10 protein-coding genes are annotated in these 15910 nt (G+C 74.8%); 6 read left to right on the forward strand and 4 right to left on the reverse strand.

What is annotated here, in order from left to right:
- Positions 1 to 156 precede the first annotated feature (156 nt).
- Both ELQ39_RS18330 and ELQ39_RS18335 read left to right on the forward strand, forming a co-directional pair.
- The gene (locus ELQ39_RS18330) at positions 157 to 2517 is read left to right on the forward strand and encodes an outer membrane protein assembly factor BamB family protein (RefSeq protein ID WP_242592831.1); all 2361 of its coding nucleotides are present in this window, start codon (positions 157 to 159) and stop codon (positions 2515 to 2517) included.
- A gap of 184 nt (positions 2518 to 2701) precedes the next feature.
- On the forward strand, positions 2702 to 3226 hold the full coding sequence (locus ELQ39_RS18335) for a hypothetical protein (protein WP_242592833.1): 525 nt from the start codon (positions 2702 to 2704) through the stop codon (positions 3224 to 3226).
- A gap of 130 nt (positions 3227 to 3356) precedes the next feature.
- Here the strand turns inward: ELQ39_RS18335 and ELQ39_RS18340 are convergent, their stop codons facing one another.
- The 4 genes from ELQ39_RS18340 to ELQ39_RS18355 form a co-directional block, all read right to left on the reverse strand.
- Positions 3357 to 3545 carry a sigma-like protein gene (locus tag ELQ39_RS18340; protein ID WP_190002882.1) on the reverse strand — a complete coding sequence of 63 codons (189 nt, stop codon included), beginning with the start codon at positions 3543 to 3545 and terminating at the stop codon, positions 3357 to 3359.
- A 208-nt stretch (positions 3546 to 3753) separates the two neighbouring features.
- Entirely contained in the window at positions 3754 to 6711 is a 2958-nt protein-coding gene (locus tag ELQ39_RS18345; protein ID WP_242592835.1) for an AfsR/SARP family transcriptional regulator, read from the reverse strand.
- A 125-nt stretch (positions 6712 to 6836) separates the two neighbouring features.
- The gene (locus ELQ39_RS18350; protein WP_190002880.1) at positions 6837 to 7232 is read right to left on the reverse strand and encodes a nitroreductase/quinone reductase family protein; all 396 of its coding nucleotides are present in this window, start codon (positions 7230 to 7232) and stop codon (positions 6837 to 6839) included.
- A 12-nt stretch (positions 7233 to 7244) separates the two neighbouring features.
- Positions 7245 to 8756 (reverse strand): CehA/McbA family metallohydrolase, encoded by a 1512-nt coding sequence (locus tag ELQ39_RS18355; RefSeq protein WP_242592836.1) that lies wholly within the window; start codon positions 8754 to 8756, stop codon positions 7245 to 7247.
- A 221-nt stretch (positions 8757 to 8977) separates the two neighbouring features.
- On the opposite strand from ELQ39_RS18355, the gene ELQ39_RS18360 reads away from it, so the two are divergent.
- From ELQ39_RS18360 to ELQ39_RS18375, 4 genes are all read left to right on the forward strand, one after another.
- Positions 8978 to 9838: a TIGR03619 family F420-dependent LLM class oxidoreductase gene (locus ELQ39_RS18360; RefSeq protein ID WP_190002878.1), complete on the forward strand. Its 861-nt coding sequence runs from the start codon at positions 8978 to 8980 to the stop codon at positions 9836 to 9838.
- Positions 9839 to 9862: 24 nt separating this feature from the next.
- Positions 9863 to 12451 carry a bifunctional FO biosynthesis protein CofGH gene (locus tag ELQ39_RS18365; RefSeq protein WP_242592838.1) on the forward strand — a complete coding sequence of 863 codons (2589 nt, stop codon included), beginning with the start codon at positions 9863 to 9865 and terminating at the stop codon, positions 12449 to 12451.
- A 69-nt stretch (positions 12452 to 12520) separates the two neighbouring features.
- Positions 12521 to 13090 (forward strand): hypothetical protein, encoded by a 570-nt coding sequence (locus tag ELQ39_RS18370; RefSeq protein ID WP_242592840.1) that lies wholly within the window; start codon positions 12521 to 12523, stop codon positions 13088 to 13090.
- Positions 13091 to 13323: 233 nt separating this feature from the next.
- Entirely contained in the window at positions 13324 to 15780 is a 2457-nt protein-coding gene (locus ELQ39_RS18375; RefSeq protein ID WP_443334362.1) for a tetratricopeptide repeat protein, read from the forward strand.
- The last annotated feature ends 130 nt before the right edge of the window (positions 15781 to 15910 follow it).

Consider the following 15910-nt stretch of genomic DNA (forward strand, 5'->3'; position numbering starts at 1 on the left):
TGCAAACCTGGACACCCGATTTGTCGGCCGGTTCGCACCAGGGGGCCCGGACAGGAAGAATCGGGGTGCGTGCCGCCACGGCGGTGCGGTGGTGAGACGCTGCACTACGGTCGCGCACAGGTGGTGGCGCGACGCGTACGGGGAGGTGGCAGGCAAGTGGTGGATCAGCTGACGCAGCACGATCCGCGGCGAATCGGGCCGTTCGAGGTGCTGGGACGGCTGGGAGCCGGCGGCATGGGGCTGGTCTATCTCGCGCGCTCGGCGTCCGGTCGGCGGGTGGCGATCAAGACCGTCAGGACCGAGCTGGCCGAGGACCAGCTGTTCCGGGTCCGCTTCACGCGCGAGGTCGAGGCGGCTCGCGCGGTCTCCGGCTTCTACACGGCGGCCGTCGTGGACGCCGACCCGCGCGCCGCGGTGCCGTGGCTGGCCACCGCCTACGTCCCCGCCCCCTCGCTCGAGGAGATAGTGAACGAGTGCGGGCCGCTGCCCGCGCAGGCCGTGCGCTGGCTCGCCGCGGGCGTCGCCGAGGCGCTCCAGTCGATCCACGGCGCGGGCCTGGTCCACCGCGACCTCAAGCCGTCCAACGTGCTGGTCGTCGAGGACGGCCCCCGGGTGATCGATTTCGGCATCGCCTCCGGGGTGTCCAACACCCGCCTGACGATGACCAACGTCGCCGTCGGCACCCCCGCCTACATGTCCCCGGAGCAGGCCAAGGACTCCCGCAGCGTCACCGGCGCGAGCGACGTCTTCTCCCTCGGCTCCATGCTGGTCTTCGCCGCCACCGGCCACCCCCCGTTCCACGGCGCCAACCCCGTCGAGACGGTCTTCATGCTGCTGCGCGAGGGCCCGGACCTCGAGGGCCTGCCGGACGAGCTGCGGCCGCTCATCGAGTCGTGCATGCAGATGGACCCCACGGCCCGGCCCAACCCCGCCGACCTCCAGGCGCAGCTCGCCCCGCACCTGTTCGGCTCCGGCTCCGACGACAGCGGCACGGCGTCCGCGTGGCTGCCCGAGCGGGCGGTCGCCCTGATCGAGGCGCGCCGCGGCGGCCGCCCCGCCAGACCGCCGCAGAACAGCGGCCGCAGCGGGGGCGGCGCGCGTCCCCACGTCCCGCCTCCGCCGCCGCACGACCCGGTCGTCCCGCCGCCCCCGCCCCGGCCTGCCCCCGTGGGCGCGCCCGGCACCGGGCCCGTCAGGCTGGCGGGCGCCGCGGTGCCCATCGGTCCCGGCCCGCGCGTCGCCGACACGCGCGCGGCCGCCGTGCAGGCGCCCCCGCCCGCCGCCGCCCTGGCCGCGACCTGGACCAAGCCCCGCCCCGGCGTGAACGGCGCCGAGCCCGCCGCCGCGCCCGTGCCCCCGGCGCCCGCCGCGCAGCCGGAGCAGCCCGGCGGCTGGCGTCCCTGGCGGTTCCGCATGTCCAACGACGTGTGGGGCACGCCCGCCGTGGCCGGCGACCTGGTGTACGTCACCTCCTTCGAGGTGCACGCCCTGGACGTGGCCACCGGCCGGCGCCGCTTCAAGACGCGGGACGTCGCCTGGTCGATGGCGGTCGCCGACGGCCGCATCCACGCCTCCGACGGGCCCACCCTCTACGCGCTCGACGCCCGCGAGGGCGGCGACCTGTGGCGGCTGAACACGGACGCCTGGGTGTACTCCCTCAAGGCCGACCGCGGCACCGTCCTGACCGGCACGCGCGGCGGAGGCGTCCAGGGCTGGGAGGCGTCCACCGGGCAGAAGCTGTGGGAACTCACCGGCTGCCAGACCGACTTCGAGTCCCCGGAGGCCGGACCCGCCCTCTTCGACGGCACCGCCTACGTCTGGCAGGACGCCCGGCTGCGCGCCCTGGACGCCCGCACCGGCGAGGAGCGCTGGTCGTACCCGATCGGCGACGCGGCCTCCTGCGGCGGCGTCGCGGTCCGCCTCACCGCCGCGCCCGACGGCTACGTGTACGTCTGCGCCGGCACCCGGGTGCTCGCCCTGGAGGCGGCCTCCGGGCACGTCCGCTGGCACTTCGAGGCCCCGGCGGTCTTCCTGTGCCCGCCCTCCTTCGTGCCCGGCCCCGCGGTCACCGGCGGCGGCGTGTACCTCGCCGACTACCTCGGCACGGTGTACGCCCTGGACGCCACCGACGGCCGCGACCGCTGGCGCATCGCCACCGAGGCGCGCTCCTCGGTCGAGCCGGTGCTGGTCGCCGCGGGCCATGTCCACGTGGGCAGCGGCAAGGGCCTCTACACGCTGGACGCGGTCACCGGCACGCCCAAGTGGCGCTTCCAGTCGGGCGGCGAGATCGTGGGCGCGCCCGCGGTCGCCGAGGGCCGGATCCACTTCGGCTCCAGCGACCACCTGCTGTACACGCTGAAGGCCGACGACGGCCGGCTGCGCTGGAAGCTCGCGACCGGCGGGGAGATCACCGGCTCCCCGGTGGTGCGGGACGGCGTGGTGTACGCGTGCAGCAAGGACCGCTGTGTGTACGCGCTCGACGCGGAGAAGGGCACCGGCACGGCACGGACGGCGTGAGACGCGCCGTCCCCGGCCCACGCGCGGGACGGCCGTCGTGCCGGCTGCACGGAAGGGGCCAGGACGGCGGCCGCCGCTGCGGGGCGGCGAGGGTCGCCGCCCTCAGGGCCGACGCTACGCCGGGTACGGGACGGTCGCCAGGCAGTGACATGGTCGTGACAGGGAGATCGCTAGCCTGACGGTCATGACTTCTCGGGGGAAGACACTCAGGCTCGCCGCCGTCTCGACGCTCGTCGTCCTCGCGCTCACCGGGTTCTCCACCGGCCGCGGACACGGGGGAGGCAGCGGCGACGGCGGGGGCGGCGGCTGCAGCAGCTCCAGCCAGAACCACGACTCGTCGAGCGGCGGTTCGCACCGTGACTACGACGACGATGACGACTACGACGACGACTACGGCAGTGGCAGCGGCGGCTCCGGCGGCACGGAGGCGTCGATGTCCCCGGACGCGGCCACGGTGACGCTGGTCGACTGCGCGTCCGAGGAGACGCCGTACGCCACCGTCGAGGTCGCCAACACCGACACGGTGGACGGCACCTTCTCGGTCACGGTGGCCTTCAGGGACGCCGCCGGTGAGGAGCTCGACAGCGGGACGGAGGAGGTCTTCGTCCCGGCGGGCGGGACCACGCCGGTGCGGATCCCGGTGAACGACACGGAGAGCGTGCCGCTGATCGAGGAGTGCGCGCTCGACTCCTACGCCCCGGCGGCCTGACCGGACAACACGTTGAGAGGGGCCCTGTTCCCGGTGTCTGCGACACCGGGAACAGGGCCCCTCTCGACGCCTCGGCCGCGGCGGCTCCCCCTCCGTGCCGCCGCGGCCGGTCCCCGTGCGGGAAGAAGGCTCAGCGGCCGTCCCGGTCCAGGGCGGGCGGGACCGGCGCGTGCTGGTCCAGTGTGGTGACCTCGCCGATGCTCGGCGGGGCCGGCGCGTGCTGGTCGAGCGTGGTGACCTCCGGGTCGTCCTTGCTCGGCGGCGTCGGCGCGTGCTGGTCCTGCGTGGTGAACTCCGGCTCGCTCGTGGCTTCGGTCATGATGTGCTACCCCCAACTGGTGGACTGGGCCGTGCGGTTGAACGACCCGTTCGGCGACTCCCCCGAAGGCCGCCGAACGGGTGTTCCAGCGGGTCTCAGAGTAGAGATGAGCCCCTCGGATCCGCCTGCCCCCCGACGCGACGCATCCGTTCCATGAGAGTGGCAGCCCGCCATAAACGTTCGATGAACGCCTCCGGCGGGACCGCCCTCAGGCCACCGACAGCGGGGCGAGCAGCCGGCGTACCTGGCCGGCCTCGGCGGAGCCCGTCTCGTCGTACAGGGTCAGCGCCTCGCGCCAGCAGGCGCGCGCCCGGTCGCCCTGGTCGAGGGTGTCCAGCGCCCGGCCGAGCAGGGTGAGGGCGTTGGCCCGCATCCAGTCGCCGCCGATGCAGCCCATCGCCAGGGCCTGCTCGGCGTGCCGGGCGGCCCGCGCCGGGCGTCCGGCCCGCAGGTGCACCTCGGCGATGCGGTAGTGGGTGGTGCCCTCCCACAGCGACTGACGGTTCTCCGCGAAGATGCACAGCGCCTCGTCGAGCTGGGCCAGCGCCTCCGAGGAACGCCCCGCCTGGCTGAGCACGATCCCGGACGCGTACCGGGCGTTCGCCAGCCGCATCGACATCCCCAGCTCGTCGTAGATCTCCACGCCCCGCCGGGCGAGCTCCACGGCTTCGCCGCTGCGGCCCATGGAGGCGAGGGTGCGGGAGAGGTTGCAGACCGCGCTGGCCTCGCCGGGCCGGTTGCCGTCGGCGCGGAAGGCGTCGATCGCGCGCAGGAAGTACCCCTCGGCGTCCGCGTAGCGGGCGGTGCACAGGGCGATGATGCCGAGCTGGTTCGGAGCGGTGCCGTTCGCCCACGGGTCGTCCGCCTCCCGCAGCAGCGCGTCCGCCCGCCGTGTCTCCTCCTCGGCGGCCTCGAACCGGCCCGCCTGGCTGAGCACCTGGGCGACGGTGACACGGGCCCGCACCTCGGCACGGGCGTCCCCGAGGGCGGCCGCCGCCTCGCAGGCGGCCGTCGCTGTCTTGCGGTACTGGCGCGAGTCCACCCCGGACTCGGCGAGGTCGATGGTGGCGACCAGAAGGTCCACGGCCCGCCGCACCATGGCCGCGTCCAGCGACTGCTGCACGCACGCCAGCAGCGGCCCGGCCTCGGTGTGCAGCCAGTCCAGCGCCTTCGCCGCGCCGCCGAACTCCTCGCCCTCGAAACGGCCCTTCTCCAGGTGCGCCACGGTCCGGTCGCCCGGCCGCTCGATGCCGTACACGCGCACCGCCGTCGCCAGGTAGTAGTCCAGCAGCCGCGACCGGGCGGCCTCCCGCTCGGCGGGCGGCTGCTCGTCCCGCTCGGCGCACGCACGCGCGTAGAGCCGGACGAGATCGTGGAAGCGGTAGCGGCCGGGGGCCGCCGACTCCAGCAGGGACGTGTCGACGAGGGACTCCAGCAGGTCCTCCGTGGCGTCCGCCTCCAGGTCCAGCAGGGCGGAGGCGGCGGCCACCGAGATGTCGGGCCCGTCGGCCAGTCCCAGCAGCCGGAACGCGCGGGCCTGCGCCGCGTCCAGCGCGCCGTAACCCAGCTCGAAGGTGGCGGCGACCGCCAGGTCGCCCGCCTGCAGCTCGTCCAGGCGGCGGCGCTCGTCGGCGAGCTTCGCCGCGAGGAACGACACCGTCCAGGTGCGGCGGGCGGCCAGCCGGGACGCGGCGATACGGATGGCCAGCGGCAGAAAGCCGCAGGCGGCCACCACGTCCAGGGCGGCCTCCCGCTCGGAGCGCACCCGCTCCTCACCGACGATCTTCGTGAAGAGCGCCAGCGCCTCCTCCGGCGCCATCACGTCCAGGTCGACCAGGTGCGCCCCGGCCAGGCCCACCATCCGCACCCGGGACGTCACCAGCGCCGCGCAGCCCGCCGTGCCCGGCAGCAGCGGCCGTACCTGCGCCGCGTCGCGCGCGTTGTCCAGCAGCACCAGCACCCGGCGGCCGTCCAGCACCGAGCGGTACAGCGCCGCACGCTCCTCCAGGGAGTCCGGGATCGCCGAGTCGGCGGTGCCGAGAGCGCGCAGGAAGGATCCGAGGACCGTCTCCGGCTCCGCGGCGCGCGCGCCGGCGCCCTGGAGGTCGACGTAGAGCTGGCCGTCGGGGAACGCGTCCCGGGCGGTGTGCGCCACGTGCACGGCGAGGGTGGTCTTGCCGACGCCGCCGATGCCGGCGACGGCGGACACCGCCATCACCTGCGCCTGGTCGCCGGTGGCCGACGCGAGGACCTCGCCCAGCTCCCGCACGAACGCCGCACGGCCCGTGAAGTCCGGCACGGAAGCCGGTAGTTGTGCCGGGCGTACGGCTGCGGGTTCCGCGGTGGGCAGCCTGGCGGGCGGTTCGACGAGGGCCGGGTCGGCCTTCAGGATGCGCTGCTGCAGCTCGCTCAGGTCCGGGCGCGGGTCGACGCCCAGCTCGTCGGCGAGCAGCCGGCGGGTGTCGGCGTACACCGCGAGCGCCTCCGCCTGGCGTCCGCTGCGGTACAGCGCCAGCATCAGCAGCTCGCGCAGCCGCTCCCGCAGCGGGTGGGCGGCGGTCAGCGCGGTCAGCTCGGAGACGGCCTCCGCGTGGCAGCCCTGCTCCAGGTCCATGTCCAGCCGTGTCTCGAGGAGTTGCAGCCGCCACTCCTCCAGGCGGACGCGCTGCGCCTCCGCGTAGGGGCCGGGCACCCCGGCCAGCGTCTCGCCGTCCCACAGTGCCAGCGCCTGGTTGAGCAGGTCGCGGGCGTGGCACAGGTCACCGGTCGCGCGGGCCTTGTCCGCCTGCGCCGCCAGCTCCTGCGCGGCCGCGAGGTCCAGGGCGCCCTCGGCGAGACCGCGCACGGCGTAGCCGCCGGACTCGCTGACCAGGACGCCGGGGTCCAGCACCTTCCGCAGCCGGGACGCGTAGGTGCGCACCGCGGCCAGCGCCTGCGAGGGCGGTTCCTCGCCCCACAGGGCGTCGATCAGCTCGGCGGCCGTGGCGGTGCGGCCCTCGCGCAGCAACAGGGCGGCCAGCAGGGCGCGTTGCTGTGGACTGCCGGTGGTGACCGGTACGTCGTCACGCCAGGCGCGCACCGGACCCAGCACCCCGAACCGCAGCGCCGCCGGCTCCGGGGAGGAGCCGGGACCCCGCTGCTCGGGTCCTCGCGGCACACCGTCCATGCAGTCCCCCTATGCATTCCGAGCAACTACGCCAGTTTGCCTTCTCCTGACGCAGGAGTCAGCCGTGCGAGACACCGATCACACGGGGAGCCACGGGCCGCCACGGACTCCACACATGTGCGACCTCATCCGTCCAGATCCACCCGTACCGTGAGCAGTTCGGCCCCGATCGCCCGGACGGCGGCGCTGTTGAGGCGAGGGAGCGAGCGCAGCCGGGCGACGGGGTCGTCGTCGGGCATCAGGTGGGCCGTGCCGGTGTGCCAGCGGCCCCGGATGCGCACCCGCACCCGGGGGTCCGCCTTGATGTTCCGCACGTACTGCGAGCGTTCGCCGAACTCCGACACCAGCCAGAAGGTGTCGCCGGCGCGCCGCCCGCCCACCGGCGTGGTGCGGGGCAGGCCCGACACGCGGCCGGTCGTCTCCAGCAGGGTCTGGAACGGCATCCGGCGCAGCAGGGGGTTCCCGACGCGGCGCTGGAGGGCCGTGGCCACGCGGTACTTGCGTTCGGCGGGAGAAGTCATCGTGCGCCGAGCCTACCGGCGGCCCAGGAAGACGGGGTTGGTGAAAGCGGCCAGGCTTCCGGGCAGGGGCGGGGCGACGGCCTCGTGGCGCACCTCCGCGCGCACGTACGCGGCGTACGCGGGGGTGGTCCGCCACTCCACGGTCCCCTCGCCGCTCGCCGGCAGCGGCGCGGAGGTGTGCAGCACGCCCTGGTCGGTGACGAGCCGGACGGTGCAGCCGGGGGCGCCGGTGACCTCGGCGCGGACCACGACGGGGGAGTCGTCGGCCACCCGCAGCCGCTCGCCGATTCCCGCGTGTTCGCCGCGCGGGCCGGCCGCGGTCAGGGTGAGGGAGACGGCCGCGGACTCGGCCACGTAGCAGCGGCCGGCGCGGATGCCGTCCAGGATCGCGCGGCGGCTGAGGTCGTCGGCGAGGACGACGGTCTGCGGCAGGCCGACCACGTCCGGGTCGCGGTGCGCGTCGCTGCTGCCCATGGCCGGGATCCAGGCGCGGCCGTCCCGCACGGACGCGACGAGCATGCCGTCCCAGTCCGCCAGCGCCACCTCGTCGTCGGGCGTCCAGGGGCCGTTCCAGACCTCGACGGCGTCCGCCTCGCCGAAGCCGAACTTCCAGTTGCAGCCGATGCAGGTGGCGTGCGGATGGGCGGGCACGACCAGGCCGCCCGCGCGGCGGATCCGCCGGGCGAACCGGCCGAAGCGGTTGTCACGGGCCCGGTAGCGCCAGTCGACGAAGGTTCCGGGGTCGGTGCCGAGCGCCACCACGTGCCCGTTGCGGGTCGTGACCTCCTCGCCGAGCAGCACCAGCAGGTCGTCGCCCGCCGCCTTTGCCCAGTGGGCGTGCGCGGAATGGGTGTTGTGGTCGCTGGAGTTGACGAAGTCCAGCCCGGCGGCGCGGGCGAGGGCGGCGATCTCCCCGGGGGTGCGGCGGCCGTCGGAGTGCCAGGAGTGCAGATGGCAGTCGCCCCGGTACCAGGCCCGCCCCCGCCCCTTGGCCCGCTCCGGCGGGTACACCGGCCGGGGCGTCCGGCCCGGCTCGCCGAACGTCAGCGTCACCGTGATCTCGTACGACAGGCCCTGCGGGGCGACCGTGTACGGACCCAGCGCGATGTGCCAGGTGCCCGCGCGCACCGGACCCGGGACGTAGCCGGGGGTGGCCTCGTCGGCGCGCACGAAGAACTCGGTGCGCGCCCCGCCGGACCAGCCGCGGAAGCCTTCGCCGCCGAGGCCGGTGCCGCGCTCGTCGAAGACGCCGATGTCCAGGGCGTTGCCCGCGGTGCCGGGCGGGACCTGGGGTCGGTCGTAGTTGTACGCGACCCTCATCTCCCGTACGCCGTGCGGCACGTCGACGGGGATGTACACGAAGTCGGGGGCGCCGGGCTCCAGGGCGCCCCGCACGGTCCTGCTCTGGCTGCGGCCGCCCTCGGCCGCGGAGGCGAAGCTCACGCTCCCCAACGTAAGCGCGGCGGCGGCGCCCGTCAGGAAGACGGCGCGCCGTCCGACGCCGCTTCGATGCTCCTCGCACATGCTGCTGCTCCCGGGTGTCGGTGAGGACAGGGCTGGGTGACGCAGGGGTGGTGCGGTGCAACCTTTGTATTGAGCAGTGAACTGCCGTGGAAGGGAAGGGAATCCACGGATTTCGGAGCGGGTTCGTGAGCCGCGCCCGACGCAATGCCGACCGGTCGGTATGGACAGGAGGGGAGCGGGCGGGTATGCATGGGGCGTCGTCCGCGTACGAAAGGCCGCCCATGCGCATCGCCGTCACGATCTTCCTCACCGACGAGACGATCACCCCGGTCCGGCTGGCCCGGGAGCTGGAACAGCGGGGCTTCGCCGGGCTCTACCTGCCGGAGCACACGCACATCCCCGTCGAGCGCACCAGCCCCTACCCGGCGGGCGGCGAACTGCCCCGCGAGTACGGCCGCACCCTCGACCCCTTCGTCGCGCTCGGCCAGGCCGCGGCCGTCACCGAACGGCTCGGGCTCGGCACCGGCATCACGCTGGCCGCGCAGCACGACCCGATCGACCTGGCCAAGCAGATCGCGACCCTCGACCACCTCTCCGGCGGCCGGTTCACCCTGGGCGTCGGCTTCGGCTGGAACGTGGAGGAGGCCGCCGACCACGGCGTCCAGTGGCGCACCCGGCGCGCGCTCGTACGGGACCGGATCGGCCTGATGCGCGCCCTGTGGGCCGACGAACCCACCGCCTACGAGGGCCGGTTCGCGAGCGTCCGGGCGAGCGTGGCGTACCCCAAGCCGGTGCAGAAGCCGCGCGGCCCGGTGAGCGGCCCGCGCACCCTGGTCGGCGGTGCGGCCGGACCGAAGCTGTTCGCCGACATCTGCGCCTACGCCGACGGCTGGCTGCCGATCGGCGGGCGCGGCCTGACCGAGGCGCTGCCCGCGCTGCGCGCCGCCTGGGCCGACGCGGGCCGCGACCCGGCCGCCCTCCAGGTCGTGCCGTACGCGGTCCGTCCCAGCGCGGGCAAACTGGAGCACTTCGCGGAGCTGGGCGTCGAGGAGGTCGTGGCGCAGCTGCCGCCGGCGGGGGAGACGGAGGCGCTCCGCGCCCTGGACGCGCTCCAGCCTTTCGTGGACGGGCAGGGGTCCTGACCACGCCGAACGTATGCTCAAGGAATGACGATTTCCGCGACGTCCGGAACCGGCGGCCCGACCGAGAACTCCCTGCGGCGCGCGCTGAGGCGCGCCCGCGACGGCGTCTCCCTCGACGTCTCCGAGGCCGCGGTCCTGCTCCAGGCCCGCGGTGAGCATCTGACGGACCTCTCCGCCTCGGCCGCCCGGGTCCGCGACGCGGGCCTGGAGGCGGCGGGGCGGCCCGGCGTCATCACCTACTCCAAGAGCGTGTTCGTTCCGCTGACGCGGCTGTGCCGGGACAAGTGCCACTACTGCACGTTCGTCACCGTGCCCGGCAAGCTGCGCCGGGCCGGGCACGGGATGTTCATGTCGCCGGACGAGGTGCTGGACATCGCCCGCAAGGGCGCCGCGCTCGGCTGCAAGGAAGCCCTCATCACCCTGGGCGACAAGCCCGAGGACCGCTGGCCCGAGGCGCGCGAGTGGCTCGACGCGCACGGCTACGACGACACGATCGCCTACGTCCGCGCCATCTCCGTCCGCATCCTGGAGGAGACCGGCCTCCTCCCGCACCTCAACCCGGGCGTGATGTCCTGGACCGACTTCCAGCGCCTCAAGCCGGTCGCGCCGTCCATGGGCATGATGCTGGAGACCACCGCGACCCGCCTGTGGTCCGAGCCCGGCGGCCCCCACCACGGCTCCCCGGACAAGGAACCGGCCGTCAGGCTGCGGGTCCTGGAGGACGCCGGCCGCTCCTCCGTGCCCTTCACCTCCGGCATCCTCATCGGCATCGGCGAGACCTACGAGGAGCGCGCCGAGTCGTTGTTCGCGCTGCGGAGGATCTCCCGGGCCCACCACGGCATCCAGGAACTGATCATCCAGAACTTCCGCGCCAAGCCGGACACCGCGATGCGCGGCATGCCGGACGCGGAGCTGGACGAGCTGGTCGCCACGGTCGCCGTGGCCCGACTGGTCCTCGGCCCCACCGCCTGCCTGCAGGCCCCGCCCAACCTGGTCGACGCTGAGTACGGGCGGCTGATCGCGGCCGGCATCGACGACTGGGGCGGCGTCTCCCCGCTCACCATCGACCACGTCAACCCCGAGCGGCCCTGGCCGCAGATCGAGGAACTGGCCGAGCAGTCCCGCGCGGCCGGCTTCGAACTGCGCGAACGCCTCTGCGTCTACCCGGAGTTCGTCCGGCGCGGTGAGCCCTGGCTGGACCCGCGGCTGCGCCCGCACGTGGACGCGCTCGCCGACCCGGCCACCGGCCTCGCCCGCCCGGACGCGCTGCCCGAGGGGCTGCCCTGGCAGGAGCCGGACGAGGCGTTCACCGCCACCGGCCGCACCGACCTGCACCGCACCATCGACACCGAGGGCCGCACCGGCGACCGGCGCGAGGACTTCGACGAGGTGTACGGCGACTGGGACGCGCTGCGCGAGGCCGCCGCGCCCGGCATGGTCCCGGAGCGGATCGACACCGACGTGCGCGAGGCGCTGCGCACGGCCGCCGACGACCCGACGAAGCTCACCGACGCCGAGGCGCTGGCCCTGCTGCACGCCGACGGTCCCGCCCTGGACGCCCTCTGCCGGATCGCGGACGACGTGCGCAGGTCGGCGGTCGGCGACGACGTGACGTACATCGTCACCCGCAACATCAACTTCACCAACGTCTGCTACACCGGCTGCCGGTTCTGCGCCTTCGCCCAGCGCCGCACCGACGCCGACGCGTACACGCTCTCCCTGGAGCAGGTCGCCGACCGCGCCCAGCAGGCGTGGGACGTCGGCGCGGTGGAGGTGTGCATGCAGGGCGGCATCCACCCCGACCTGCCCGGCACCGCCTACTTCGACATCGCGCGGGCCGTGAAGGAACGCGTCCCCGGCATGCACGTGCACGCCTTCTCCCCGATGGAGGTGGTGAACGGCGCGACCCGCACCGGCATGTCCGTCCGCGAGTGGCTCACGGCGGCGAAGGAGGCCGGCCTGGACACCATCCCGGGCACGGCCGCGGAGATCCTGGACGACGAGGTCCGCTGGATCCTCACCAAGGGCAAGCTGCCGGCGGCGACCTGGACCGAGGTCGTCGAGACGGCCCACGAGCTGGGCATCCGCTCGTCGTCCACGATGATGTACGGCCACGTCGACCAGCCCCGCCACTGGCTCGGCCACCTCCGCACCCTGGCCGGCATCCAGCAGCGGACCGGCGGCTTCACCGAGTTCGTGACGCTGCCCTTCGTGCACACCAACGCCCCCGTCTACCTGGCCGGCATCGCCCGCCCGGGCCCGACGGTCCGCGACAACCGCGCGGTCACGGCGATGGCCCGCCTGCTGCTCCACCCCTGGATCCCCAACATCCAGACGAGCTGGGTCAAACTGGGCGCGGAGGGCGCGGCGGAGATGCTGCGCTCCGGGGCGAACGACCTGGGCGGGACGCTGATGGAGGAGACGATCTCCCGCATGGCGGGCTCCTCCTACGGCTCCTACAAGTCGGTCAAGGACCTGATCGCGGTGGCGGAGGCGGCGGGCCGCCCGGCGAAGCCGCGCACGACCCTGTACGGCGAGGTTCCCGAGGAGCGCCGACGCGCGGCGGAGGCCTCCGACGGGCATCTGCCGGAGCTGCTGCCGGTCCTCGACTGACTCCGGGACCGGTGCCGGCTGGCAGTACGATGATCCGACCCGCTTTCGGTAGCTGAGGAGTGCGTACCGGTGTCTGCCCGTCTTCCTTCGTGGGCCTGGGTGACCGGGCTGACCACGGGGGCGATAGCCGTGGTGGCGGTCCTGGGCGTCCAGGCGGACCAGGGCACCAAGCCCGTCGCCGCCGCCACTCCGCCGAAGGCCACGGCGACGGCGGACCCCAAGCCGTCCGCCGCCCCGTCGAAGAAGCCGACGGCGCCGGCGGTCCCGGCCGACTCCGGCACCGGCCGCCGCATCGTCTACTCCCTCGGCCAGAAGCGCGTCTGGCTGGTCGACGCCAGTGACGTCGCCCGCAGCTCCTTCCCGGTGTGGCCCGGCACGGTCGCCCCGGACCCCGGCTCCTACGCGATCGGCACCCGCACGGAGGCCACCACCGGCAGCGACGGCGTCCCGGTGGAGCACATCATGTACTTCGCCCAGAAGTCCGGCGTCTTCGTCGCCTTCTCCAACGCGGTCGACGGCTCCTCGCCCCCACCCGCCGACCCGGGCGCCCGGACCGGCGGCATCCGCGTCGCCAAACAGGACGGCAAGGCCCTCTGGACCTTCGGCACGGCGGGGACCACGGTCCACGTGGTGGACTAGCCGCCCCGGCGCGCTGCTTCACCCTTTCGCGGCCTCGTCCGCCCCGAAGCGCAGACGCCGTTCACCCTCCACCGGCGGGGGCGCGACGTCGTCGCCGCGCTTCGTCACCCGGAGTGAACGGCCGGCTGCCGTCGCCCTGCCGGACCGGACCGAGGTGCGACAGAATGAGCCCGTCGTGACGCGGGGGAAGGGACGTTCGGGTGACGCGTGGCCGGGTTTCTCTCCAGGAGCGGGTGCGGCGGCGGACACGGGCCGGACTGGTTGCCCGCAGTGCCGAACGGGAGCTGTTCCGGCGGAACTTCGACACCTCGCCCGACGACGGACGGCACCGTTTCCTCTTCCATGTGCACGGAACCGCCGGCGTCGGGAAGACCAGGCTGGTCAAGGAGTTCGAGCATCTCGCCCGCGAACAGGGCGCGTTGACGGCATACGTCGACGAGACCTCCGGCTCCGTCCCCGAGGTGCTGGAAGCGGTGTGCCGTCAGTTCGCCGCCCAGGGACACCGGTTGAAGGACCTGGAGCGGACGCTCGCCACGCACCGTGAGCGGCGGCACGAGGCGGAGACCGCCGCCCTCGCCGCCCTCGCCCCCGCCCCGGACGGCCCCCCCTCCGCGGGCGGCATGGCCCTCGCCCGCGCCGGACTCGCCGGACTCGGACTCGTCCCCGGCGTCGCCCCGTTCACCGCCGTCCTCGACCCCGAGCAGCTCGCCCACGGCGCCGACCGGCTGCGCTCCGTCCTCGCCGCCCGCTTCCGCAGCCACGAGGACGTCCGCCTGGTCCTCGACCCGGCGAGCGTCCTCACCCCCGTCCTCGCGGACGAACTGGACGCGGTCGCCTCCGACGTCCCCTGGATCGTCCTCCTCCTCGACACCTACGAGCGCACCGGCCCCTTCCTCGACACCTGGCTGCACGACCTCCTCACCACCGACCGCCACGGCGCCCTGCCCGACACGGTCGTCGTCGTCACCGCGGGACAGCACCCGGCCGACCCGGCCCGCTGGGGCACGTTCGCCGACTTCATGACCTCCCTGCCGCTCCAGCCGTTCACCGAGGCGGAGGCGCGCGGACTGCTCGCCGAGCGGGGCGTCACCGCCGAACCCGTCGTCGCCGAGGCGCTCCGCCTCACCGGCGGCCTCCCGGTGCTGCTGTCCACGATCGCCGGCACCCGCCCCGCAGGACCCGAGGACGTGACCGACCCGAGCGCCACCGCCGTCGAACGCTTCCTGAAGTGGGAGCAGGACCCCGGCCGCCGGTTCGCCGCCCTCGCGGGCGCGCTGCCCCGGCTCCTCGACGTGGACGTCTTCGCGGTCGCCGCCAACTGCGACCGGGACCGCGCCGAGGAGCTCTACACCTGGGTGGAGACCCTGCCGTTCGCCGACCGGCTCGGCGGCCGGCTCCGCTACCACGACATCGTCCGCGCCCCCATGCTGCGGCTCCAGCGCGGCCGCTCCCCGCGCGGCTGGGCGGACGGCCACGGCAGGCTGGCGCGCGCCTTCCGCCGGTGGCGCGAGCAGACGGAGAGCGGCCGGGACACCGGCACCCTGTGGCTCGACGAGACCTGGTGCGAGCTGCGGCTCGGGGAGCTGTACCACCGCCTGTGCGCCGACGACCCCACGGCGGTCCCCGACACGCTGCAGGACCTGGTGGAGGCGTGCGACCAGGGGGAGGCGCTCGCCGGACGCTGGATCCGGGTGCTGGAGGACGCGGGCCGGGACGCGGGTGTGCTCGACGCCGTCGCGTGGGGCGGACAACTGGCGGGCGCCCTCGCCGCCGGCGGGACGGAGGGAGTCCTCGACACGGTGCTCACCTGGGCGGGGACCCCGCCGACCTCGCCGGGACCGGCGCAGCCGGGCGCCGGACCGGTTCAGCCGGGCGCGGCGTACCGGCCCGTCGGAGCGGGATCCCGACCCGTGCCGGCCGGGGACACGGGCTACGGGGCGCCGCCCCGGCAGACCCAGGCGTGGCCGCGGAGCCTGCCGGTGTACGGCGCGATCCCCTCGCGGATCACCCTGCCCGCCCCCCTCCTGGCCCGCATCCACCGCGACCGAGCCCTCGCGCACGCCGCGCGGCACAACCGTCCGGCCGCCGTCGTCGAGCTGGGCCACGCTCTCGCCCTCACCCCCGACGACCCCCGCACCCTCGCCCTGCGCGGCGAGTATCTGCGCCCCCTCGGGCGCCACGCGGAAGCCGTCGCCGACCTGGAGCGGGCCACCGCCCTCGACCCCGCCGACGCCTACGCCTGGGCCTCCCTCGGCACCGTCCGCCTCGCCCTCGGTCGCCCGGAGGAGGCCCGTACCGCCCTCGACCGCGCCCTCGCCCTCGAGCCCGACTACGCCTGGGCGCTGGTCCGCCGCGCCCGCGTGGCCCGGGAGCTGGGCGACCCCGAGGGCCGTCTCGCCGCCCTCGACCGTGCCGTCGCCGCCGACCCCGACTCCGCGTGGGCCCACTGCGAGCGAGGCGACGCCCTCCACGCCGCCGGCCGCGACCGGGAGGCCCTGGACGCCTACGACCGCGCCCTCGCCCTCGACCCGGGGTACGCGTCGGCGTACGCGAGCCGGGGCGCGGCCCACCACCGTCTGGGCCACCTCGACGAGGCGCTCGCCGACCTGGAACGGGCCCTGGAGCTGAACCCGTCCTACGCCTGGGCGCGCGAGCGGCGCGACGGGGTCCTACAGGACCGCGACGGGTGAGAACGGGCGACTCCCGGCCGCTCGGGTCACACTCCTGGAGCGATCGGGAAGGCGATCGGGCCTCGCGGCCCACCGTCCCCGTTCGATTACAGTGCTGGGCGTCGTACGTACGGACGGTCCCGGGGAGGTC

Source organism: Streptomyces sp. GB4-14 (assembly GCF_022696125.1).
GTDB lineage: Bacteria > Actinomycetota > Actinomycetes > Streptomycetales > Streptomycetaceae > Streptomyces > Streptomyces werraensis.